Source organism: Aequorivita aurantiaca (assembly GCF_030410135.1).
Taxonomy (GTDB): domain Bacteria; phylum Bacteroidota; class Bacteroidia; order Flavobacteriales; family Flavobacteriaceae; genus Aequorivita; species Aequorivita aurantiaca.
This window is the reverse complement of the sequence record NZ_JAUGQQ010000001.1, coordinates 131,604-155,378: the sequence shown is the minus strand read 5'-3', so window position 1 is coordinate 155,378 and position 23,775 is coordinate 131,604. Positions and strand designations below refer to the sequence as shown.

General features: G+C 40.8%; 21 protein-coding genes. 6 read left to right on the top strand and 15 right to left on the bottom strand.

Translation table 11 applies throughout. The features are described from left to right. Positions 1-33 precede the first annotated feature (33 nt). The 9 genes from sufD to QRD02_RS00750 all read right to left on the bottom strand — a co-directional run bounded on the left by sufD (position 34) and on the right by QRD02_RS00750 (position 9,375). The gene (gene sufD, locus QRD02_RS00790) at positions 34-1,347 is read right to left on the bottom strand and encodes a Fe-S cluster assembly protein SufD (RefSeq protein WP_290252991.1); all 1,314 of its coding nucleotides are present in this window, start codon (positions 1,345-1,347) and stop codon (positions 34-36) included. Positions 1,348-1,426: 79 nt separating this feature from the next. Further along, a complete protein-coding gene (gene sufC / locus QRD02_RS00785; protein ID WP_290252990.1) occupies positions 1,427-2,176 on the bottom strand; it encodes a Fe-S cluster assembly ATPase SufC in 750 nt (249 codons plus the stop codon). 1 nt (position 2,177) lies between these two features. After that, positions 2,178-2,585: a hypothetical protein gene (locus QRD02_RS00780; protein WP_290252989.1), complete on the bottom strand. Its 408-nt coding sequence runs from the start codon at positions 2,583-2,585 to the stop codon at positions 2,178-2,180. A gap of 45 nt (positions 2,586-2,630) precedes the next feature. After that, positions 2,631-4,079: a Fe-S cluster assembly protein SufB gene (gene sufB / locus QRD02_RS00775; protein WP_290252988.1), complete on the bottom strand. Its 1,449-nt coding sequence runs from the start codon at positions 4,077-4,079 to the stop codon at positions 2,631-2,633. A gap of 12 nt (positions 4,080-4,091) precedes the next feature. Then, complete coding sequence (locus QRD02_RS00770) at positions 4,092-4,421, bottom strand: HesB/IscA family protein (RefSeq protein ID WP_290252987.1); 330 nt, start codon at positions 4,419-4,421, stop codon at positions 4,092-4,094. Positions 4,422-4,578: 157 nt separating this feature from the next. Next, positions 4,579-5,691 carry a cytochrome-c peroxidase gene (locus QRD02_RS00765; RefSeq protein ID WP_290252986.1) on the bottom strand — a complete coding sequence of 371 codons (1,113 nt, stop codon included), beginning with the start codon at positions 5,689-5,691 and terminating at the stop codon, positions 4,579-4,581. 10 nt (positions 5,692-5,701) lie between these two features. Then, a complete protein-coding gene (locus QRD02_RS00760; protein ID WP_290252985.1) occupies positions 5,702-6,538 on the bottom strand; it encodes an MbnP family protein in 837 nt (278 codons plus the stop codon). A 22-nt stretch (positions 6,539-6,560) separates the two neighbouring features. Beyond that, the gene (locus tag QRD02_RS00755) at positions 6,561-7,934 is read right to left on the bottom strand and encodes a hypothetical protein (RefSeq protein WP_290252984.1); all 1,374 of its coding nucleotides are present in this window, start codon (positions 7,932-7,934) and stop codon (positions 6,561-6,563) included. Between the two features lie 31 nt (positions 7,935-7,965). After that, positions 7,966-9,375 (bottom strand): choice-of-anchor B family protein, encoded by a 1,410-nt coding sequence (locus tag QRD02_RS00750; RefSeq protein WP_290252983.1) that lies wholly within the window; start codon positions 9,373-9,375, stop codon positions 7,966-7,968. A gap of 182 nt (positions 9,376-9,557) precedes the next feature. Between QRD02_RS00750 and thiL the strand changes: the two genes are divergently transcribed. After that, positions 9,558-10,613, top strand: coding sequence for a thiamine-phosphate kinase (gene thiL / locus QRD02_RS00745; RefSeq protein ID WP_290252982.1), 1,056 nt, complete (start codon positions 9,558-9,560; stop codon positions 10,611-10,613). A gap of 71 nt (positions 10,614-10,684) precedes the next feature. On the opposite strand, the gene QRD02_RS00740 is transcribed toward thiL, so the two are convergent. The 3 genes from QRD02_RS00740 to QRD02_RS00730 form a co-directional block, all read right to left on the bottom strand. Further along, entirely contained in the window at positions 10,685-10,930 is a 246-nt protein-coding gene (locus tag QRD02_RS00740; protein ID WP_290252981.1) for a DUF1660 family phage protein, read from the bottom strand. A gap of 63 nt (positions 10,931-10,993) precedes the next feature. Next, the gene (locus tag QRD02_RS00735; protein ID WP_290252980.1) at positions 10,994-11,764 is read right to left on the bottom strand and encodes an alpha/beta fold hydrolase; all 771 of its coding nucleotides are present in this window, start codon (positions 11,762-11,764) and stop codon (positions 10,994-10,996) included. A 75-nt stretch (positions 11,765-11,839) separates the two neighbouring features. Next, a complete protein-coding gene (locus QRD02_RS00730; protein WP_290252979.1) occupies positions 11,840-13,132 on the bottom strand; it encodes an aminopeptidase P family protein in 1,293 nt (430 codons plus the stop codon). A 264-nt stretch (positions 13,133-13,396) separates the two neighbouring features. Between QRD02_RS00730 and QRD02_RS00725 the strand changes: the two genes are divergently transcribed. After that, positions 13,397-15,676, top strand: a complete 2,280-nt coding sequence (locus tag QRD02_RS00725; protein WP_290252978.1) for a two-component regulator propeller domain-containing protein — start codon at positions 13,397-13,399, stop codon at positions 15,674-15,676. A gap of 135 nt (positions 15,677-15,811) precedes the next feature. Here the strand turns inward: QRD02_RS00725 and QRD02_RS00720 are convergent, their stop codons facing one another. The 3 genes from QRD02_RS00720 to QRD02_RS00710 form a co-directional block, all read right to left on the bottom strand. Continuing rightward, positions 15,812-16,201 carry a DUF1398 domain-containing protein gene (locus tag QRD02_RS00720; protein ID WP_290252977.1) on the bottom strand — a complete coding sequence of 130 codons (390 nt, stop codon included), beginning with the start codon at positions 16,199-16,201 and terminating at the stop codon, positions 15,812-15,814. Between the two features lie 79 nt (positions 16,202-16,280). Then, positions 16,281-16,727 carry a cupin domain-containing protein gene (locus tag QRD02_RS00715; RefSeq protein ID WP_290252976.1) on the bottom strand — a complete coding sequence of 149 codons (447 nt, stop codon included), beginning with the start codon at positions 16,725-16,727 and terminating at the stop codon, positions 16,281-16,283. Between the two features lie 9 nt (positions 16,728-16,736). Further along, positions 16,737-17,147, bottom strand: coding sequence for a DUF1801 domain-containing protein (locus tag QRD02_RS00710; protein WP_290252975.1), 411 nt, complete (start codon positions 17,145-17,147; stop codon positions 16,737-16,739). A 558-nt stretch (positions 17,148-17,705) separates the two neighbouring features. On the opposite strand from QRD02_RS00710, the gene QRD02_RS00705 reads away from it, so the two are divergent. The 4 genes from QRD02_RS00705 to QRD02_RS00690 all read left to right on the top strand — a co-directional run bounded on the left by QRD02_RS00705 (position 17,706) and on the right by QRD02_RS00690 (position 23,751). Next, positions 17,706-20,546 (top strand): WD40/YVTN/BNR-like repeat-containing protein, encoded by a 2,841-nt coding sequence (locus QRD02_RS00705; RefSeq protein ID WP_290252974.1) that lies wholly within the window; start codon positions 17,706-17,708, stop codon positions 20,544-20,546. Positions 20,547-20,654: 108 nt separating this feature from the next. Then, positions 20,655-21,317: a succinate dehydrogenase cytochrome b subunit gene (locus tag QRD02_RS00700; protein WP_290252973.1), complete on the top strand. Its 663-nt coding sequence runs from the start codon at positions 20,655-20,657 to the stop codon at positions 21,315-21,317. 11 nt (positions 21,318-21,328) lie between these two features. Further along, complete coding sequence (locus QRD02_RS00695) at positions 21,329-23,332, top strand: fumarate reductase/succinate dehydrogenase flavoprotein subunit (RefSeq protein WP_290252972.1); 2,004 nt, start codon at positions 21,329-21,331, stop codon at positions 23,330-23,332. Positions 23,333-23,373: 41 nt separating this feature from the next. Then, positions 23,374-23,751 (top strand): four helix bundle protein, encoded by a 378-nt coding sequence (locus tag QRD02_RS00690; RefSeq protein ID WP_290252971.1) that lies wholly within the window; start codon positions 23,374-23,376, stop codon positions 23,749-23,751. The last annotated feature ends 24 nt before the right edge of the window (positions 23,752-23,775 follow it).

The window sequence follows — 23,775 nt, the reverse complement described above, 5'->3', positions numbered from 1 at the left end:
TAATCGAATTATTGTTGAATTCTTGATAGCTTTTTAAAGCTCAAAACCCAGACTAACCCCAATTTTATTGGCAATTAATTTGTTGATGCGCACTTTCAATTCTGGAATTTTCACGCTTTCTAAAACGGTGTTTGCAAAGGCGTACATCAATAAAGCGCGTGCTTCCTTCAAACCAATTCCGCGGCTTCGCAAATAAAACAGTGCATCTTCATCAAACTGGCCAATAGTACAACCGTGGGAACATTTTACGTCGTCAGCAAAAATCTCCAACTGTGGTTTGGCGTTGATTGTAGCTTTATCGTCAATTAGAATATTATTGTTTTGTTGAAAGGCATCAGTTTTTTGGGCATCTTTCTCAACAACAATTTTGCCGTTGAAGACCCCTGTGGATGATTCGGCAAACAGACCTTTGTAATCTTGGTGGCTTTCGCAATTTGGCGCAATGTGGTGCACCAACGTGTTATGGTCCACGTGCTGTTTTCCTTCCAAAATGGTAATTCCTTTTAGAGTAGAATCGCAATTTTCCCCATTTTGATAGAAGTTGAGGTTGTTGCGAACCAAGTTTCCACCAAAGGAAAAGGTATGTACCCGACAAACAGTATCGCGTTGCTGCGAAATATAGGTGTTGTCAATCAACGAAGCGGTTGCTTCATCGGTTTGGATTTTATAGTAATCAACATAGGCTCTTTTTTCCGCAAAAATCTCTGTCACCGAATTGGTTAAAACCTCATTGCTCGATAAACTTTGGTGGCGCTCAATAATTTGTACGTGTGCATTTTCGCCCACAACAATTAAATTTCGGGGCTGAAGAAACATCGCGGCCTCATTTCCGGTGGAAAAATTGATAATCTCAATTGGCTTTTCCACCTCCTTGTGCGCTGGAATGTGGATGTAGGCACCTTCCTTCGTAAATGCGGTATTTAGGGCGGTCAGACTATCACTCTTTGCGGCTTTATTGAAATAGGTTTCAATAATTTGTTTGTACTTGCTTTTGTTCAATGCGGCGGACATTAGGCAAACATCCAGCGAATCGTGGGTGGTTTCGGAAAGAAATGAGTTGTAAACTCCGTCTACAAAAACCAGTTTGTAAGTGTCAATTTCCTGAAGGAAATATTTTCGTACGTTTTTAAGTTCAACATTTCGTTCCTTGTTTGAGAGGATGCTGTAATCCGTTTTCAACAAGGAATTCAGCGATGTGTATTTCCAGGCTTCTTCCTTTTTTGTTGGAAATCCTTTTTCCTCAAAAATTTTGATGGCATTGTTTCGGACATCATGCAATGGCGAATCAAACTCCAAGTAATCTTCGAGGGCAATATATGATGATAATAATTTGTCTTTAAAACTCATTTTTTTCAATTCAGAATTCAGAATTCAAAATTCAGAATTCAAGCTTACCTCGAAATTTAAATTTTGAATTTTGAATTGTTTAAACCAATTCTTCCTTAATCCAGTCGTAACCCTTTTCTTCGAGTTCATAGGCCAATTCCTTGCCTCCGGACTTTACTATTTTTCCGTTCATCAAAACGTGGACAAAATCCGGGACTATGTAATCTAGAAGTCGCTGGTAGTGGGTTATAACAACCACGGCATTGTCCGCACTTCTTAATTTATTGACGCCATTGGCCACAACCTTAAGGGCATCAATGTCAAGACCGGAATCGGTTTCATCCAAAATGGCCAATTTGGGTTCCAACATTGCCATTTGGAAAATTTCGTTTCGTTTTTTCTCGCCGCCGGAAAACCCTTCATTTAGCGAACGGGAAAGAAATTTGCGGTCTATTTCAAGCATATCTGCCTTTTCTTTTATCATTTTGAGCATATCGGTGGCGGGCATATCATCCATTTTATGGGCCTTACGGGTTTCATTAATAGCCGTTTTAATGAAGTTCGTCACTGATACTCCGGGTATTTCTACCGGATATTGGAACGAGAGAAAAATGCCTTTGTGGGCTCTTTCCTCTGGATCTAGTTCAGATATGTCTTGATTTTCAAAAGTAATATAGCCACGGCTCACTTCATACTCTTCTTTGCCTGCCACCACTGATGCCAAGGTGCTTTTTCCGGAGCCGTTCGGACCCATTATTGCGTGGACTTCGCCTGCTTTTACTTCAAGATTAATGCCTTGAAGAATATCTTTTCCTTCGCGTCCTGCGTATAAATCTTTAATTTTTAACATTTTAATTCTTCTTTTCTGATTCGTTTAATTTTATGTCTACTTCAGATGGCTTATCATCTACCCTCATTATTTCGGTGATGGTTATCATCTCTTCCCATTCGCTCTCTTTCTCGGTGTTTTTGCTTATAGTTCCTTTAATTATTACACCCACCATATCCTGTTCATTCTTTTTAATGGGGGCAACCTGTTTTGAGAGACCTTCAGACATTATATCCCTTTTTACGGCATATATAAAATTTGGACCCATAAACACCATTGCACCATCGGCATTCAGGAATTCTCCTTTGTAGGCCCTTGATTTTTCTGTAATTTCCGAAGTTACTTCTTGGGTTTCCTTGTTTTTATCCTCTGAATTTTTACAGGAAAAAATTGCTGCTGAAAGCATAAACAACAAAATGATTTTTTTCATAAAATGCTATTAAGATTATAATTGAGATTTGTTAGTTCCAAAGTGTTAACCTACCGATCCTTCCAGACTTATTTCCAATAATTTTTGGGCTTCTACTGCGAATTCCATCGGCAATTTATTTAAAACTTCCTTGCTAAAACCGTTCACTATCAGGGCAATTGCCTTCTCGGTATCTATGCCCCTTTGGTTGCAATAGAAAATCTGGTCTTCGCCAATTTTGCTTGTGGTGGCTTCGTGTTCTATTTGGGCGGTCTTGTTTTTCGCTTCAATATATGGAAAAGTGTGGGCGCCACAATTGTTGCCCATCAATAAGGAATCACATTGTGAAAAGTTTCGCGCGTTGTCTGCATTCGGCATAATTTTCACCAAACCTCGATAACTATTTTGCGATTTTCCCGCAGATATTCCTTTGGAAATAATGGTGCTACGGGTGTTTTTGCCTATGTGGATCATTTTTGTGCCCGTATCGGCCTGCTGATAATCATTGGTTACCGCAATTGAATAAAATTCGCCTATGGAATTATCGCCTTTCAGTACACAGCTTGGATATTTCCAAGTTACCGCGCTTCCGGTTTCTACTTGCGTCCATGAAATTTTTGCATTCTTTTCGCAGACGCCCCTTTTTGTAACAAAATTATATACCCCGCCACGGCCTTCTTTATCGCCGGGGTACCAGTTTTGTACTGTAGAGTATTTAATTTCTGCATTGTCCAAGGCAATCAGTTCCACCACTGCGGCATGCAATTGGTTTTCGTCACGGCTTGGGGCGGTGCATCCCTCTAGATAGCTTACGTAGCTTCCCTCGTCAGCAATCACCAAGGTTCTTTCAAACTGTCCGGTTCCACCTTGGTTTATTCTGAAATAAGTGGAAAGTTCCATCGGGCATCGAACGCCTTTTGGAATGTAGCAGAAGGAACCATCACTGAATACCGCGCTGTTAAGCGCCGCATAAAAGTTATCGCGTTGTGGTACAACGGTGCCCAGATACTTTTTTACCAATTCGGGATGTTTCTTGATTGCTTCGGAAATGGAGCAGAATATAATTCCCTTTTCGGCTAAAGTTTTTTGGAAAGTCGTGGCTACCGAAACTGAGTCCATCACAATATCCACAGCCACTCCGGCAAGTTTTTTTTGTTCGTCCAACGAGATTCCCAGTCTTTTGAAGGTGTCCAATAGTTCCGGGTCTACCTCATCAATACTGTCATATTTCGGTTTTTTGTTGGGAGCGGAATAATAGGAAATGTCCTGAAAATTGGGTTTTGTGTAATGCACATTTGCCCAATCTGGCTCAATCATTTCCAGCCAATATCTAAAAGATTCCAAACGCCATTCAGTCATCCATTCGGGCTCTTCCTTTTTTTTGGAAATAGCGCGAACAACGTCCTCATTCAATCCGGCCGGAAAGGTTTCGGACTCTATATCTGTATAGAAACCATATTCGTACTCCTTGGTTTCCAATTCTTTTTTTAAATCATCCTCTGTGTACTTACTCATCGTCATTAATATTTAAAGTGAAAAAGATTCCCCGCAGCCACAGGTGCGGTTTGCATTGGGATTGTTGAAAACAAATCCCTTTCCGTTTAGGCCTCCGCTGTATTCGAGGGTAGTCCCTATCAAATAAAGAAAGCTTTTTTTGTCCACGGCAATTTTTACGGTTTCTTCTTCAAATAGTTTATCATTTTCGCCCAGGCTGTGATCAAATTTAAGTTCATAACTTAAACCGGAACATCCGCCACTTTTTACGCCTACGCGAACATAATCAACAGCAATATTATAGCCTTCTTCAGCCATAAGTTGCGCTATTTTGGTTTTTGCGTTTTCACTTACTTTAATCATATATAGATTAATTCTAAATTAGACGGCAAAGATACATCAAATAGAATTTTTAACCATAGCAAAGCGGGACTTTAAACCAATAGGATTTTGGTTTTAGAAAATAATTAACAGCACCGGTTTTTGAGAAAAGGAAAGTAGTTAGAAAAACGGTTGCAGATTAATTGGGATCCTGTAAATCTGGATTTGTAATAAACGAAGAATCCGACAGCGAAAGAAGGAAAGCCTTCAAATCTGACTTGTCCGATTCCGTTAATTGCACGCCTCCTCGTGATACTGCCTTCATTAAGGGGTCAATGGTTCGGGAATATACAAGACCTTCACTATAGTGGTTTATTACATCATCTAAAGTTGCGAAACGTCCGTCGTGCATATATGGCGCGGTATAGGCTAGATTGCGTAGAGAAGGCGATTTAAATTTTCCATCATCATTTGGGTCGCCGGAAACATTGCCCAATCCTTTGTCAGTAATGATCGCGTCCAGACCGTTGTTGTGAAAGGCGTTATCCGTCCATAATGGGTTAAATTCATTGCCGTGGCAGTGGAAACAGTCGCCACGAGCTTCATCCATAAAAATGGCAAACCCATTAATTTCTTGTTGGGTGAGGGTGTTTTCTCCCATCAAGTAGCGGTCAAAAGGAGAATTGGCGGAGATAAAGGTACGTTCAAACTGAGCAATTGCTTTTGCCGTTAATTCCTTCGTAATTATGCTGGTGCCGAATGCCTTTAGGTAAAGTTCGGGATAGGCAGTATCGCCTTGAAGACTCGCTACGGCGTTTTCCCAGGTATTGTGCATTTCTACGGGATTTGTAACAGGATCTAATGATTGTAATTCTAAACCAACAGCTCGGCCGTCCCAAAAGAATTTTTCATTGGTATTCCAAGCCATATTATAAATTGGCATTGAGTTGCGGATGCCTTCAAATCCGTCAATACCTATGCTTAGCTTTCTGGAATCTGAAAAGGAATTTGCGGGTTGATGGCAAGAGGCACAAGCCTGTGTTCCATCACCGGAGAGGATGGGATCGTAAAATAATTTCCTTCCCAAGGCTACACCTTCCACAGTTTGTGGATTATCCGCCGGAATGTAGGGTGGCGGCAATAATTGTTGAAAAATGGGAGGAATGGTCAAAGCTTTTGGGGTAGGAATATATTCCTCATTTTCCCCAATTGGTTCAACAGGATCGGAATCATTGGAAGAACAGGCAGCCATAAAGCCGATTGCCAATCCTACTATGCAGGTTCTTGTTATATTCTCTGACCATTTCTTCATTATAGCGGTGTTATTGCGTAATTGAACCTATGCTAAAAACAGTGGGTCCATTTTCGTACATATGCATTTGCGCTTCGTAATTCATCATTAAATCGGTATCGAGATCATTTAAATCCCAAGTGTAGGGATTTTTGTACCATTCTGCGATGTTCATTTTAATTTCAATGTTTGCATCTTCGGTGATGGTGAAGTTTTGATTGAAATTGAAGGTAATGTAAGTTTGTTCAAAAACACCTTCGCTCACGCGGGCAGTGCCGTTATGGTATGCATAGGGTTGCGGCATATTATTAACATCATCATAGCTGCCTTCCATTTGCAGGAAGTGATAACCCCCTCCGAGCATATCGGGCCAATTCCAATTAGCAGCATTCAGATCCGGATATTCACCACTTATATTATCTTCTTCATTAAAACCATAAATGAAAGAAATGCCAGTATAGTCCCCAGTTGTTGCCATCATTGCCGGCGCTAAAAATACCGTAGTGGAATCTTCAACATCAATAAGGTTATATTCTTCAAAGTCAACGGTGGTGCCGTCAGCTCTTTTAAGAGAAATTCTGGAAATTAAATACCGTAGTTTGGAAATATTCAATTTGTTTCCGAATTCATTGGTATATAAAGTATTGTTAAAATCTGCCACGCTCACGGATTGGCCATCCCAATTTTGGCTGAAATTAAAGGTGATGTTTTTATTGTAAACGCATGATCCATCATCTATTGTGGCCGATGGATTATAATTAATGGAGGTTGCATCCGTACAGCCCAGAACTTCTGGTTGCGCATCATCATCATTGCCGCAGGAAATTATGATCACTGCCATAGCAAACAATAGAGCTAATTTTTTCATATAAATTAAGGGGGTTAAATTTTTATTTTATTTTAATAAACAAAAAATCCTTTGATCCCCTATTGGTGGGAATATCCAGATCATTACTTTCACTATTGCCGACGGCTATAATTTTATTGTCGGAGGTTTCGATTGCTTCGGAAACAAAATCCAGGCCGCTGCCACCAACACTTTTCTGAAATTTTAAATTCGCGTTTGCATCAACAACAAATATCCACGCATCGTTATAGCCGTTATTACTTTGTAAATCCCCGTCATTACTACGGCTGTGGCCAGAAAGGATAAAGTCGCCATTGTTGCGCTGGACTATGCTGTGGGCCGTATCAAACTGCGATCCGCCGAAGGATTTTTGCCATATTTTGTTGCCATTGTCATCAAATTTTACCAGCCAGGCATCAGCATTTCCGCGGGGATCGGTAACATCTTGATCCGCGCTTCGCGAGTCGCCCACCATAATGTAATTTCCATCGTTTGCGATAATTGAGGCGTATGAATTATCTATCTCTGCGCCACCAAAGGATTTGGTCCAAACCAATTCTCCCGTAGAAGTGAGCCTTACGACCCAATAATCATAGCTTCCTTTGGGATCTGTTTTATCGAAATCTATACTCTCTGAGGTGCCGGTCATTAAAAACCCTCCGTCAGCCGTTTCGTGGGCATCATAGCTTCTGTCGTTATTGCTGCCTCCAAAATAGCGCCTCCATTGTTTGGAGCCGTTTGCATCCAGCTTTATGCCCCAAAACTCCCCAACACCATGGAGCGTGCCTCGTTGAAATTCGTTCCCCGTTTGGGTGTGGGCATCATTTCCGGCACCACCGCTGGCGGATACGTCGAAAAATCCGGTAATAAAGTAGCCGCCATCCGAAGTTTGGAATGCTTTGTATGCTTGGTCACTCCCGGCAAAGCCGAAATTTTTGTCCCATTGTATATTTCCGGAAGCATTAATTTTCACTATCCAATAATCCTGAAATCCTTCATTTCCTGAAACATCGCCGTCGTTACTGGTAGTGTAGCCGCTTAGCAGGTAACCACCATCATTTGTTGCAGTAATTCGTGAAGCGCTTTCATCATCGGTGCCGCCATAGGTTTTGTTCCAAATTATTTCTCCTGTCTTGGAAACTTTGAGCAACCAATAGTCACTGTCATTGCCGCTTCTTCCGGCGAGGTCTCCATCCATACTTCGGGTTGTTCCGAAAACCATATAATTGCCATCCGCCGCTTCCACAACTGAAATGGCTTCGTCTATCCCGCTTCCACCATACGTTTTCACCGTTTCCAAAGTGCCCAGAATTTCTTCTTCCTCTTCCTCTGGTGTTGGGCTATCATCTTTTCCACAGGAAAAAAGAAGGAATGAGAAGGATAGTAGGAGTGAAAATACCTTTGTTTTTGGGGACATTAAAAATTGCATACAGGATAAATTATTTATATTAATCTACTAACAAACGTTTGGTTGTTGAAGCATTGATTTTTAGTACATACATTCCCGTTTGAAGTTTGGAAATATCAATATTTTCTGAAAGGGTATTGACAAAATTCAAATCCATCACCTTTTGGCCAAGAACATTAAACACTTCTATCTTTTCCAAAGGATCTATTTTAGAACTAACTGTAACTATATTTTTAGCAGGATTTGGATACAAAGCAAAACTTGAAACAGTAGCCTCGTTTAAGCCTAAAAGAGCGTCGCGAACTATAAACAAGCCTCTGTTAATATCGCTGATCACGATGTTTCCGCTTGCGAAAAATGGATAAACACTCCAGGCACCGTCAAAATTAGCGGAATCGCTTCCAGGATAGGTGTCAAAATATTTAGTTTCCGCCATGTTTCCATTTTCAATATCGCTTATGTCAAGAATTCTTAGACCAGCGCGGTAGCTGGAAAGATAGAAGTCATTCCCAAGCACATAACCGTTATGGTCGATTGCTTCCTGGTCGGCTTCGTATTCAAAATGAACCACTGGATTGTCAAGATCGCTTACGTCAAAAATGATGGTTCGTGTGTTAAACCCGAAGGCTGATTCATCCAATTCGTCACCAATTATAAAGTAGCGCTTATCTTCGGTAAGCCATCCTTGGTGGGTATATTCTATACTTCCGTAAAATCCGTTGGAGATGCCGATGGGGTTATTTTTGTCGGTTACATCAACAATGGATACACGATCCTCATTGCTACCGAAAAATATTTCGCGACCGGCGTAGTCCGCGTCGGGTCCATCATAAATTACAACTTGGGCGTCATGGCAATAGTTGTCTGAGCCAAAGCCCCCAGCCGCCGTAGGGCTTAACGGATTTTGAATATTCACAAAGTGAGGCCCGCCGCCAAAGGTACTGGTGCCTACGGCATATGCAAAGCCTGTTTCTTCATTGATTACTAAATTATGGCAATGCCCAAAGCCATTGTAATGCGCATCTTCGGTGAACGTTTCGGGGGCGTTGCTAACAGATCGCAAACGCGTTAGGTCGAAAACTTGCATTCCGTGACCACTGGCCTCACTTACAATAAAGGCATAATTGTTATAAACTTTAATGTCTCTCCACGTACTGGAATCGGTATGGGTAGGTAGTTTGCCAAGATAAATTGGGTTTACGGGGTCAGTAATATCAACAAATGCGGTTCCGTTGCCCAACCCCATAATAGCATATTCTTTGCCATCCTGCGGATCTGTCCAGCCCCAAGAGTCATTCCCTCTATCAGAGCCAAAGGTGTTTAATGTGATACGCGACATAAGGTCCAACCCTTCACAGGGATATTGCCCTGCCGTACCATTAATACAGGGTGTTTGGGCGAAAACGAAAGAACTAATAAATAAAGTAACTAGAGGTAAAAATCTTTTCATTGCGAAGTGAATTATGTTAAAAGGATGCCAAATGTAACTATTTTACAACTTAAGAAACAAACGTAAAAGGTTAAATATTAGTGTGCTTCCCTGTAATTTATGAGCGTAGTTTTGAAAAGGTACGTTTCGGTATGTCCAAGTGAAGCTGTAAATTTGCCAACCAATCTACAAGCAATAAATTCATGTTCGAAAACAAAAATGATTCCACTACAAGTATTGGAAGTATGGGTGAGTTCGGCCTCATTGACCACCTCACCAAAAATTTCAAAATAAAACAGAACTCTACCATCAAAGGCATTGGCGACGATGCCGCGGTAATTTCCTGCGATTCCAATCAGGAACTTGTTATTACTACCGACTTTCTCTTGGAAGGCGTCCATTTCGATTTAAGCTATATGCCGCTAAAGCATTTGGGCTATAAGTCAATAATCGTAAATCTTTCGGATGTTTATGCTATGAGCGCCGAGCCTACGCAAATTACAGTGTCCATTGCGGTTTCGAACAGATTTCCCGTGGAAGCTTTGGAAGAGCTGTATGAGGGAATTCGTGCTGCCGCTGAAATCTATAAGGTCGATTTGATTGGGGGAGACACTACCTCCTCAACCACTGGGTTGTTGATAAGCGTTACCGCGGTTGGAAGAGTGAACAAGGGAGAAGCCGTATACAGAAGTGGCGCCAAGGAAAATGATTTATTGGTCGTGACCGGCGATTTGGGCGCGGCATATATGGGGCTGCAGGTTTTGGAACGGGAAAAGGAAGTATTCAAGGTGAACCCCAATTCACAGCCAGATTTAGAGCCGTATTCCTATTTGGTGGAACGGCAATTAAAACCGGAAGCGCGAAAGGATATTTCAAGATTATTGGCTGAGCTAGAAGTAAAATCTACTGCGATGATCGACATTAGCGACGGACTTTCTTCGGAAATAATTCATATCTGTAAAAATTCAAAGGTTGGCTGCAGTTTATATGAGGAAAAAATACCGCTCGATCCGCAGGTTATTTCCGCGTGTGAAGAATTTAATTTGGACAGTACCACGATAGCCTTAAGCGGAGGGGAAGATTATGAGCTGCTTTTCACGATCAGTACGGACGATTATCCAAAAATCAAAGCCAATCCTCACTTAACCGTAATTGGTCATATTACAAATGAAAAGGAAGGCATACACTTAATTACCCGTGGGGGAACAAAAATACCCATGGTAGCCCGAGGCTGGAATGCGTTGAAGAATGAGGAGTAAATTTTTTTAAAAAGAAAAAAATAAGCTTCACCCTTAATTATAAGGGAAGAAACTTATAGAATAGATCCTTTTTAGTGAACGGATAGTCTGTTCTTTTTAATAAAAAACAAGGATAGACACTCGTTTATTTCGCGTTGCTTACGGGTGAGCAATTCAAACTTTCCGGAATAGCTGTTGGAAACTTCCTTTCCGCAACACGCACATTTATATTCACTAATATGGTCCGTGATTTTTCGGGTAACGATGTAGTCGTGGCCAAAGGCGGTGCAAATAAGGCTTAGGATTGGAGGTCTGTTTTGGGGCATAACTTTATCCATCTGTGTTAAAATTAATTGGGTTGGTTAACCAATATTAACAAATAATTGGGTAAAGTGCAAATATTAACCGATAAAAAGTAGATAATCTTTAACTGCTCCAACATTTTCAATCAAACTCATGTGGCCGCCGTCAATTCTTTTTACGATACACCCACAGTACTCCGCCAATTTAACCGCTTCCGAAACGGGCAAAATAGGATCTTCTTCCGCCAAGATCATATATTTTTCCTTTTTAAAATTCCTCAACACTTCGGTTCTATCCCTTCGATCGCGCATACCTTTTATGGCTGCCAGAATTCCGTCCACGGGAAATAAAAAGGCTTCCTGTTTTAATGCCTCTATTTCCAAAACAAATTTTTCCCGACTGCTTTCCGAGAACAGATTCCCGATTGCCATGCTGATATACGCTTCCGGAACCTTGCCCACAATATCAATGGAGCGGTTGCGGTTTTCCTTTCTCTCTTCTGAATCGGCGGCGGGAGTGGAGTTTAACAGAATTATTTTTTCAACTTTTTCAGAAAACAATTCGGCGTAGGCCAGGGTAACATAACCGCCCATCGAGTGGCCGATAAAAGTTGCTGAGGAAATTTGCAAATGTTGAAGTATTGTCTCCACAACTTCCGCCATCAATTCCATGGAATGGGTTTCGGATAAAATCCCGCTCTTTCCGTGACCCGGAAAATCTAAAGTGATTACAAAATTTTTCTCGGATAACTGCGGAATCAAAGGTTTCCACATAGTGGAACTTTCCAAAAATCCGTGCAAAAGGACGATCGCCGAACCCGTTCCAAAAGTTTCATAAAATATTGCTGAATTTTTATATGGAAATGTCATTACTAGTTAAAGACCTGGCAGATTTCTCAAACTTGAAAGGTTAATTCTAAATGTTGTGGTTCTTGGCTCTTAATTCTATTTATTCATTATTTCCTCGATTTCCTCCGCCTCAATAGGAATATTTCGCATTAAATTAAATGGCTCCCCTTTTTTCTGAATTACAACATCGTCTTCCAAACGCACACCGAAACCTTCAGCCGGAATATAGATTCCAGGTTCAACCGTGAATACCATATTTTCGGTCATCTTTTCCCAAAGAATTCCGTAATCGTGCGTATCTAACCCCATGTGATGGCTGGTGCCGTGCATAAAATATTTTTTATATGCTGGCCAATTTGGGTCTTGGTTTTTTACATCTGCTTTGTCCAAAAGTTTTAAATCAAGAAGAGCTTTTGTCATTAAATTGCCCACTTCTTCGTGATATTCTTTCCAGTAATTTCCGGGAACCAGCATTTTTGTAGCATCATCTTTTACCTTCTTTACTGCATTATACACTTCGCGCTGGCGTTTGCTGAATTTTCCGCTAACGGGAATGGTTCGAGTCATATCGCTTGAATAATTTGCATATTCCGCACCTACATCCAAAAGCAAAAGATCGCCTTTTTTGCATTGTTGGTTGTTCACAATATAGTGAAGTACGTTGGCATTGTTGCCGCTACCTACAATTGGGGTATATGCAAATCCGCGCGAACGGTTTCTTAGGAATTCGTGCATAAATTCAGCTTCAATTTCGTATTCCCATACTCCGGGTTTTACGAAATCCAGAATTCTTCTAAAACCTTTCTCTGTAATATCGCAGGCAGTTTGAATTAAATCTATTTCAATTTTATCCTTTACGGAACGCAAGCGTTGCAAAATAGGGTTACTGCGCTCCCAACTGTGTGCGGGAAATTTTTCTTTAGTGGTTTTAATGAAACGATCCTCACGGGTTTCCGTTTCCACACTTTGGCGGTAATGCTCGTTGGTGTTGAAATAAATGCGTTCGGCCTGTGTCATTACCTCAAAAAAAATCTTGTCGAATTCCTTCAGCCAGAAAATGGATTTTATCCCGCTCACTTCGGTGGCTTTTTCTTTGGTTAGCTTTTCGCCTTCCCACACGGCAATGTGATCATTGGTTTCGCGTACAAAGAGCATTTCGCGATGCTCCTTATTTGGCGCATCTGGGAAAAGCACCAAAATGGTCTCTTCTTGATCGGCCCCACTTAAATAGAAAATATCACGAGCCTGCTGAAAGGGCATTGTGCTATCGGCGCTAATGGGATAGATATCATTGCTGTTAAAGACCGCAACACTTTTCGGCTTCATCTGTGCCATAAAGTTTTTGCGGTTTTTTATAAAGAGTTTGCTGTTTATTTGATCGTATTTCATTTGTGGTATTTATTTGATTTAATTGTAAAATGGAATTTCGCCACAGAACTTTCCAAAAGAATTCTGGATGGCCAATTTCATTTCATTCTATTCTGAATTTCCCCAAAATTACTTATTTCCAAATTAGAATAAGTATCCGTAACGAATAAAATGAATTTAATTGAGCGCAAAATTAGACACATAACGAACTTATAGTGAAATAAAAAATTGGTAAATTAGATAGGGTTTTCTATACACCGATTGTTGTTCTTAAAAAGATTTACTATGAAAACAAAACTACTTCTCAGTCTAATTTTACTCTCCTGTACTTTACAAATCTTCGCTCAGGACCCCAATTGGGAGTATCTGCGCAGGGAAAATACCGGCATTGGTGGGTCCCTTCATTATGTCGTACAAGGTGATGCCTTTGGCAACATTTGGACCGGTGGCTATGAATCTTCATCTGAGGGAAGCCTCGTGCGCATTGCCACAGACACCATTTACACCAATTGGTCCACGTATTCGGAAGAATATTTGCCCAACGGGTTGATTTACGACATCGCTTTTGACAGCACAGGTATTATTTGGGTGGGCTCCGAGGCGGGCATCACTACTTCCGGCGATGGCCTTATATGGACCCACTATAACATGAGCAATACTCCTTTTTTAACTCCGGTTGTTGAAAGTGTTGCAATAGGTGCCGGCAATAGTGTCTGGACCGTGAACACCAACAGCGATCCATCTTTGGGAGGCGTAGGCTATTTTGACGGAACTGTTTGGAATTATTTCACATCCAACACTTCGGGCCTGCCAGCGGGCGCTGAATTGAGGGATATTGCTGTTGATGCCAATGATGTGAAATGGATTGCTTTCGATATTGGGTTAATTTCTTTTGACGGTACCAATTGGCAACATTATACCAGTGCCAATAGCGGTCTTTCCGACGATAATGTGTGGGAAGTGGCCATAGATAACCAAAACAGGGTTTGGGCTTTGGTAGGCAATGCGGTAGATATTTTTGACGGTAGCGCTTGGACGCAGATTAATGAGAGTGATTGGCCTATTTCCGGGGTACAAGCGCGCTCCTTGGCGCTTCACGGCGATCAGGTGATTATTGCGGAAGGTAATGGTTCTCGGGTATTGCTATTTGATGGCAGCACATGGACTTCGGAATATATGAGTTTAAATATTTATGATTCTTACATAGATGCCAACGGTACTTATTGGATCTCTGGCTATGGTGTGGTTGCCAAGAACGACGGCACAGGCTGGATTCGTTATACCCAAAACAATACCGGACTGCCTACTAATTTTAATGATGATATATTTATTGATAGCCAAGGCCGACGGTGGTTTGCCAATGGCAACGGCGGCATCCAGGTTTTTGATTGCCCAAATTGGGAGGTTTATGGTCCAGATAATGGAGGTTTATTTCCCAATCCCCAACCGTTATATCAAACTACTATTGGAACTTCAATAACCGAAGATGCCGACGGCGATATTTGGTTTACATATGATGGCACTTCGGGGTACGCAATCCAAATCCCCGATGGCAATTATAAGGATTATGCCTCGTGGATCATTTGGCATATAGAAAATTCGCACCCAAGTTTTCAGTCTGCGGAAGAAGTAGTGGCAACTTCCACCGACAAAGTTTTTATAAGGATTTATAATGGCAGTGTGTTTATGTATGATAAAACCGCAAATTCCTGGACGCGATGGGCCAATGGCAATGGCTTAACGGGCAATGCCACCGCTTTGGGTCGCGGCCCCGATGGAAAAATGTATGTGGGCCATTACCAAGGTTTGGATGTTTATGACAATGGAACCTGGACTGCGATAGATTTGGCACCACAGGGGATTGAGCACGTGAACTGTATAAAATTTGATGCCAATGATAATATGTGGCTGGGAAGCTCCACCTCAGGTTTATATAGATTTGACGGCACCACCTGGACCAATTGGAACGAAAGCAACAGCAACATTGCGGCCAATTATGTAACTGCAATAGATTTTGATACCGCCAATAATATTTATATAAGTGCCCACAACACTTTCAATTTTCCCTATTACGGAGGCTTCTCTTATTTTGATGGCACGGGCAACACCTTTACTACCTTTATGGATGGAAGTTCCCCGCTCGCCCATAAACAGGTGGAGGATATAGCAGTGGATTCCTTCGGAAATATTTGGACACTTACCCAAAGCGAAGGCTTCAGCATTTATAACCCTAATGGCATTGATGGTTTTGATTGCATTGATAGAACTTTGGAAAGAACCCTCAGCGTAAGCGATTTGGTTTTTGATTCAAATATGGATGGCCTGAGCTATCCCAATCCTTTTAAGGAATCCACTACCGTGCTGTTTTACGCCGAAGTTGCAAACCCAGTTTCCGTTGAGGTATTTGATATTTTGGGAAGAAGTGTGAAAGCTTTTAAAGTAGATGAAATTTCAATTGGCAAAAACAGTTTCAATTTAAATTTATCGCAACAGGCACCGGGAATTTACTTCTGTAAACTATCCTCCAACAACTACAGTAGAACTATAAAGCTTATAAAAGGTTAGAAATCCGCCTACTTTATACTAATTTAAAGCGGTTGCAGCGTAAAACCCGGACCGCTTTTTTAATTTTAATAAACAACCACAAACCACAAACCACAAACCACAAACCACAAAACAAAACAAAACAATAAATCTAGATTATTGCGGAATCTGCTCAACCAACATCACCTCCCCATCCCCATCAAAATAAGTACAAGTCATAGCCTCCATGTACACCGCCCATTTCTCGACGCCCGCTTTGGCTGCATCGCTACAGAAAGTAGGATAATCGGTTTTGGCAGCTTGGTGAGCTTTTAGGTCGGTTATAAACTTTTCTTTATACGAAGTTTCCGAAATCTGTAACGTCTCATATTTGGATGCTGAGATTGCTGTATGGTCATTGGCGCCATAATAAACCGTGTGTCCATCGGCAACAAAGGTTTCATAAGAGGTAATCCCAAGTTTTTTAAGTTCTTGGATATAGGCAGGAAAGTCGGCGCCTGATTTTACTTTGTTGTGGGCGGATTTTATTTGAGTTAGAGTAAACATTTGTAAAGGATTTTTTATTTAATATTTAAATTCTCAATATTTTTTCAACTTATGGTATTATGGATTATATTCATTTCAATTACTGTCCATCCTTGTTTACTCCATGATTCCGTATATCTTCTTTGTTTTCTTCAAACCATATTACAATTGAAGGCATATTTCTCTCAAAACCGCCTGGAATAAAAAAATTAAGTAACCCTGATTTTTCATTTGTTCTATTAGCGAAATCGTGAATGGTCTTGGCCGGAATTCTTAAAAAAGCTCCTTTTTCTACGTCTATCCACTTATCTTCAACGAGTATGGAAGTTGTGCCTTCAAGTCCGTAAAACACCTCGTCATTTTCTTCATGTTGATGCGCCCCTGGCCCGCCCGAATTTGGCTCAAGCCACCACTCTGAAATACTGTATTTATTTGCTGTCTCACTTTCATCAGCTTTAAAAATGGCGGTCATCGTTCCACAGTTGTATGTTCTGCCTTCTCCTTGTTTGAGAATCAATGTAGTGTTTTCGTTATGCCTGTGTTTCATTTCTTTATTTTATTTTTCTACCAAACTCAACCATTCTTTGATTACTTTTTTCAGGTCATTTTCTTTCGCCTTTATGTCGGCCAAATCCTTGAAAGTAATAAGTCGTCTGCCATCCGTATAATCGCCTTCCAAAATGTTAGTGTTCTTTGTCAACGTTGCGCCCGTAGGTAGCACACACATTATTTTGTTTTTTCGCAAATTCATTACCAAAATATCTTGCTTATATTCCTTTGGGTCAAAGGATTTCATTTTCCCAATGTAGTGAAATGCTGGCGCATTCCATTTTATTTGTTCAGCAATATTTTTATCAATAGATAACATTAATTGTCGCAGATACTCGATAGCTGGCTGAATTTCTTTTGGCAATCTCTCAATATGTTTTGTTACCAATTCCTGATCTGTCAATTTTATTTTTGCCATTATTTTTGATTTTTAAGGTGAAGTTTTTCTCCCAAATTGCACTTCCTAAAATATTCAAAACTTTACCGATAATGCCATTCTTATAATGTGGTTTATTGAATGCTTGGGGCTAATTTTGCCGCCAAATAATAACCAATCACATCGAAAACAAAACGATATACGGTTAAATCTAAAATAATAATTGCAGATGCTTCAGGTTAATGTACTTTAATTTTTATGTACAACGCATTGTCATTAAGGCGCACAAAAATGATAAGCTTTTTTTTATTTTTTTTTCTGCCATACTGAAAATGCACACAAATTATTCAATGATTCAAATATATTTAAAGCAAAATTTTCCCATTATAGAAAACCGTAACAGTCAGTAATTCAATACGGGAAGGTGCCAAATATAAATTTTTTATTCTAGCAAATCACGTCCCATATAACTTTTTTGGATATGCTTATACGGAATTTTCAAATTCCAAATTCCATATTTTGAATCCCGAATCCCAAATCCCAAAATGAAATTGCAAACCCCATCTCATTTACCTACCTTCAATTTTTAAAACTTATTAGATGAATAAACTTTTTCTTTCCGCCCTCTGGCTTGTTTCCGCAGTGGCCTTTTCTCAACAACCCGCCACTTCTTCTATTGCCGTACAAACCGGCCTTCAGCAAAAAATTGAGTTGACGCAAAATTCCACAGTAAAAAATTTGGCTTTCAAAAACATTGGTCCAACCATAATGAGCGGTCGCGTGGTAGATTTTGCCGTAAACCCAAACAACCCAACGGAATTTTATGTGGGCTACGCCAGCGGCGGACTTTGGCACACAAAAAATAATGGCACATCTTTCACGCCAGTAATGGACAGCAGCCTAACGCAAAATGTGGGTTGTGTGGCGGTAGACTGGAAAAACGGAACTATTTGGGTGGGTACGGGAGAAGTAAATGCCTCCCGTTCTTCGTATTCAGGAATTGGTTTACTGAAAAGCGACGACCAAGGGAAAACCTGGCAAATTGTAGGGCTTACCGATAGTCATCACATTAGCAGTATTCTTATAAATCCGGCAAATCCGGACGAAGTAATTGTTGGCGCGGTTGGGCATTTGTATTCCACAAATGATGAAAGGGGCGTTTTTAAAACTACCGATGGCGGAAAAACTTGGAGCAAAACATTGTTTATAAACAACCAAACTGGCATTATTGAAATTTCAAGCAACCCTAAAAATTTCGATACAATGTACGCCGCCGCTTGGGACAAGGACCGAAAAGCTTGGCATTTTGAAGGCAGTGGGGAAGGAAGCGGAATTTACAAAAGCACCGACGCCGGCAGTACTTGGGAAAAAATTTCAACTGAAAACAGTGGTTTGCCAATAGGAAAGGGAATGGGCAGAATGGGCACTGCTGTGGTTGATGACAATACGGTTTATCTTATTGTTGACAACCAATTCCACAGAAAAAAGGATACAAATAAACAGAAGTCAGATGGGTTGAGCAAAGACGATTTCAAAAAAATGGATGTGGCCACATTTCTTGCTTTGGAGGATAAAAAGTTAAACGAATTTTTAAAAACCAATGGATTTCAGGAAAAGTATCGCGCTCAAAATGTGAAACAATTAATTCGTGTTGGCACCGTAAAACCTGAAGATTTGGCGAAATATTTAGAGGATGCAAACAGCGCCCTTTTCGATACGCCCGTTATAGGCGCCGAGGTTTATAAAAGCACCGATGGCGGCAAATCATGGAAAAAAACCCACGAAGGATTTTTGGATGATTTGTATTATTCCTACGGTTATTACTTCGGAAAAATTCACGTGGATCCGAATGATGCCAATAAAATTTACATTTACGGAGTGCCCATTTTAAAATCTGCTGATGGCGGAAAAACCTTTGAAAGCATTGATGCTGATAATGTGCACGTAGATCACCACGCGCTCTGGATAAATCCCAAAATGCCCGGCCACTTAATTGATGGCAACGACGGCGGCGTAAACATTAGTTACGACGATGGCAAAACGTGGATAAAAAATAACGCACCCGCAGTTGGGCAATTCTATGCAATTAACGTAGATAATGCTAAAAATTACAATGTGTACGGTGGCTTGCAGGACAATGGGGTTTGGGTCGGGCCGCATGATTATGTGGCTAGCCCCGGCTGGCTGCAGGAAGGGAAATATGGGTACGAAAATCTTTTTGGCGGCGACGGCATGCAAGTCCAAATTGACAACCGAAATAGCAATGTTGTTTACACGGGCTTTCAATTTGGGAATTATTATCGTTTAAATAGAAACACGGATGAACAAGTCTATATTCAACCCAAACACGAATTGGGCGAAAGTCCATACCGTTTCAACTGGCAAACGCCAATTTTGTTGAGTTCGCACAATCAGGATATTCTGTATTTGGGGGGAAATAAATTGATGCGAAGTATGAACCAAGGCAATGATTGGACAGCCATTTCCGAAGATTTAACGCAGGGCGGAAAGCCGGGCAATGTGGCTTATGGATCACTGTCGGCCATTAGTGAGTCGCCCTTTCAGTTTGGATTGTTATATACCGGAAGCGATGATGGTTTGGTGTATGTTTCAAAAAATGCAGGTGGAAATTGGACAAAGATTTCGGACGGCTTCCCAAAAGATCTTTGGGTGAGCCGCGTGATTGCTTCTTCCCATAAAAAAGAACGTGTTTACGTTACGTTGAACGGTTATCGTTGGGATGATTTTAAACCCTATGTATTTGTGAGCGAAAATTATGGCGCAACTTGGAAAGATATTAGCAGCAATTTATCAGCCTCGCCCGTAAATGTTATAAAGGAAGATCTCGTAAATGAATATCTGCTCTATTTGGGAACTGATAACGGCGCATATATTTCCTTTAATAAAGGGGAAAGTTGGGAAGTTTTTTCGAAGGAATTGCCCAATGTAGCCGTGCACGATTTGGTGATCCAGCCGGAAGCCAAAGATTTGGTTTTAGGCACGCACGGCAGATCAATTTACGTGGCGGACATTTCCCTGCTTCAAAAACTAACTGCCCATACGATGAAAGAAGTAGTGCTCGCAGAAATGGATACGGTGAATTTTTCACAGCGTTGGGGCAGCAAATGGAGCACATGGGGCGAAGTGAACGAACCGAAAACAACATTCCAGTTTTACGTCCCACAAATTGAAAAAGCTATAATTACTATTAATTCTGAAGATGGAAAGGAATTGCACCAAATCACTGTTGATGCTGAAAAAGGAGTTAATACCGTTGAGTACGATCTTTCTATTTCAGAAAAATCAAGCAAGCTTTTGGAGAAAAATGATGTTAAGGTGAAGCAAGCAGAAAACGGAAAATTTTACCTTCCAAAAGGAAAATATATAGTGAAAGTTTCGGCGAACGGAAAGGCGGCAATTTCTGAATTGGAAGTAAAATAATGCGATGTATTTAAATCAATTCTAAATAGATTTCAAACAACCAAGAATGTTTGGCAACAAGCTGGTTGAAACGTATTTTTGTATCACTATTCTTGAAATAAAACCATAATGGCAATATTATCCTCTACAATTGCACGAAAAGTTGCTATGGCACTTTCCGGCTTGTTTCTTATTGTATTTCTTACGCAGCATTTTATTATAAATTTCTCTGCGGTTTTTGGTCCCGATACGTTCAATGCCTGGTCCGACTTTATGGGAGGCAATCCTATTGTTCAATTTATTTTTCAACCTATTTTGATTTTTGGGGTATTATTCCATTTTGTGATGGGAATTTATCTTGAAATAAAAAACAACAATGCGCGGCAGATTAAATACAAGTCGTTCAAAGGCAATAGAAATTCAACTTGGGCTTCCAGAAATATGATTATTAGCGGCGCGGTGATTTTAGCCTTTTTGGGCCTTCACTTTTACGATTTTTGGTTTCCGGAAATAATGTACAAGTACATTGAGAGCAACCCTACGGATACTGTTCGATATTATCCAGAATTGGTTCACAAGTTTGCGAGCCCAATTCGCACCGGCTTGTATTGCCTATCCTTCGTATTGTTAGCGCTTCATCTTTGGCACGGCTTTTCCTCGTCATTTCAAAGTATGGGCTGGAGCAACAAATATTCAAGAGGGTTGCGGGCCTTTACCCAATTCTACGCAATATTCATCCCGCTCGGATTTATTTTTATTGCGATTTACCTTCACTTTAATCAAATCCACTAAAAGAAAAAGCGATGTCGAAATTAGATTCCAAAATCCCAAAAGGACCCTTAGCCGATAAGTGGACAAAACATAAAAACGAGATTAACCTCGTTAACCCGGCCAACAAACGTAACATTGATGTTATTATGGTGGGTACGGGCCTTGCCGGCGGAAGTGCCGCCGCAACCCTTGCCGAGTTAGGTTACAACGTAAAAACTTTTTGTTATCAAGATTCTCCACGCCGCGCGCACTCCATTGCCGCGCAGGGAGGTATCAACGCCGCGAAAAACTACCAAGGCGATGGCGATTCAAACTACAGATTATTTTACGATACCATAAAAGGTGGCGATTATCGTTCGCGCGAAGCGAATGTGTACCGTCTCGCTGAGGTTTCCGCAAATATTATAGATCAATGCGTGGCGCAGGGCGTTCCCTTTGCCCGGGAATACGGCGGTTATTTGGATAACCGTTCTTTTGGTGGGGTTTTGGTTTCGCGTACATTTTATGCAAAGGGACAAACGGGGCAACAATTGCTTTTAGGTGCATATTCCGCAATGAATCGACAGATTAACCGTGGAAAAATAACCCCTTACAACCGCCACGAAATGTTGGATTTGGTAATCGTTGACGGAAAAGCAAGAGGAATTATTGCCCGCGATATGGTTACCGGAAAATTGGAAAGACATTCCGCACACGCCGTGGTTATTGCTTCGGGCGGTTATGGAAATGTTTTCTTCCTTTCCACAAACGCTATGGGAAGCAACGTTACCGCGTCATGGAAAATTCATAAAAGAGGCGCATATTTTGCAAATCCTTGCTACACACAGATTCACCCAACCTGTATTCCCGTTTCCGGCGATCACCAAAGTAAATTGACTTTGATGTCTGAATCGCTAAGAAACGATGGAAGAATTTGGGTTCCGAAGAAAAAGGAAGATGCGGAGGCAATTCGGAATGGAAAGAAAAAACCGAACGACCTTTCGGCGGACGAGCGTGATTACTATTTGGAAAGAAGGTATCCATCCTACGGAAATCTGGTTCCGCGTGATGTGGCCTCTCGTGCCGCAAAGGAAAGATGCGATGCCGGTTTTGGAGTGAATAAAACAGGCCAAGCCGTGTACTTGGATTTTGCTTCGGCAATACAGCGCTATGGAAAAGAACAGGCGGCAATTCACGGAAATCACAATCCGAGTGCTGAAGAAATAAAAAAATTGGGGACACAGGTAATCGAAAACAAATACGGAAACCTGTTCCAGATGTATGAAAAAATTGTGGATGAAAATCCATACGAAACCCCGATGATGATTTACCCCGCGGTTCATTACACTATGGGCGGTGTTTGGGTGGATTATAATTTGGAGTCCACAATTCCGGGGTGTTACGTTACGGGAGAAGCCAATTTCAGTGACCACGGCGCCAACCGTTTGGGGGCTTCGGCATTGATGCAAGGGTTGGCAGATGGGTATTTCGTATTGCCATACACTATCGGTGATTATCTTTCAAAAGACATCAAAACAGGGAAAATTCCAACGGATTCAAAAGAATTTGACGAAGCCGAGAACAACGTCCGCCAACTTTTGGAGAAATTAGTGAACAATAACGGGAAGCATTCCGTAGATTATTTCCACAAAAAATTGGGACATATAATGTGGGACAAATGCGGTATGGCGCGTAATGCCGAGGATTTAAAATCGGCAATGTCAGAAATAAAAGCGCTTCGCGAAGAATTTTGGAAAGACGTAAAAATTCCCGGCACAATGTACGAAATGAACGCAGAGCTTGAAAAAGCAACGCGCGTTGCAGATTTCCTTGAATTGGGTGAATTGTTTGCAAAAGATGCACTTCACAGAAACGAAAGTTGCGGTGGCCATTTCCGTGAGGAATACCAAACCGAGGAAGGGGAAGCGTTACGCGACGATGAAAACTTTATGTACGTAGCTGCATGGGAATACACCGGAGATCCCGGAAATTCGATACTTCACAAGGAAGAATTGGAGTATGAGAATATTGAGGTTAAATCGAGGAGTTATAAATAAGTTATTGGGTTACTGAGTTATTGGTTATTATTTAAGCGATTATGGGAAGTTTTCAGTCTTTTGAAGAATTGGAATGCTGGAAACAAGCCCGAGTACTTAGAAACTTTGTAGCGAATGAAATAATTTCAAAATTGCCAGTGATTGAAAAATTTGCTTTGGCATCCCAGATAAGGAGAGCCTCAAGGTCTGTAGGAAATAACATTGCAGAAGGATTTGGAAGATTTCATTTTCAAGAAAATATTCAGTTCTGTAGAATGGCGAGAGGATCTTTGAATGAAACGTTGGATCATGGAATAATAGCTTTTGATGAAAAGTATATTTCTGAAGAGCTGTTAAATGAATTAAGAAAAATCCATGATAGAACATTGTTAATTTTGAATGGATATATTAAATATTTACAAACTGCGAAGATTCAATAATTATTTGCAGGAATAAAAATAACT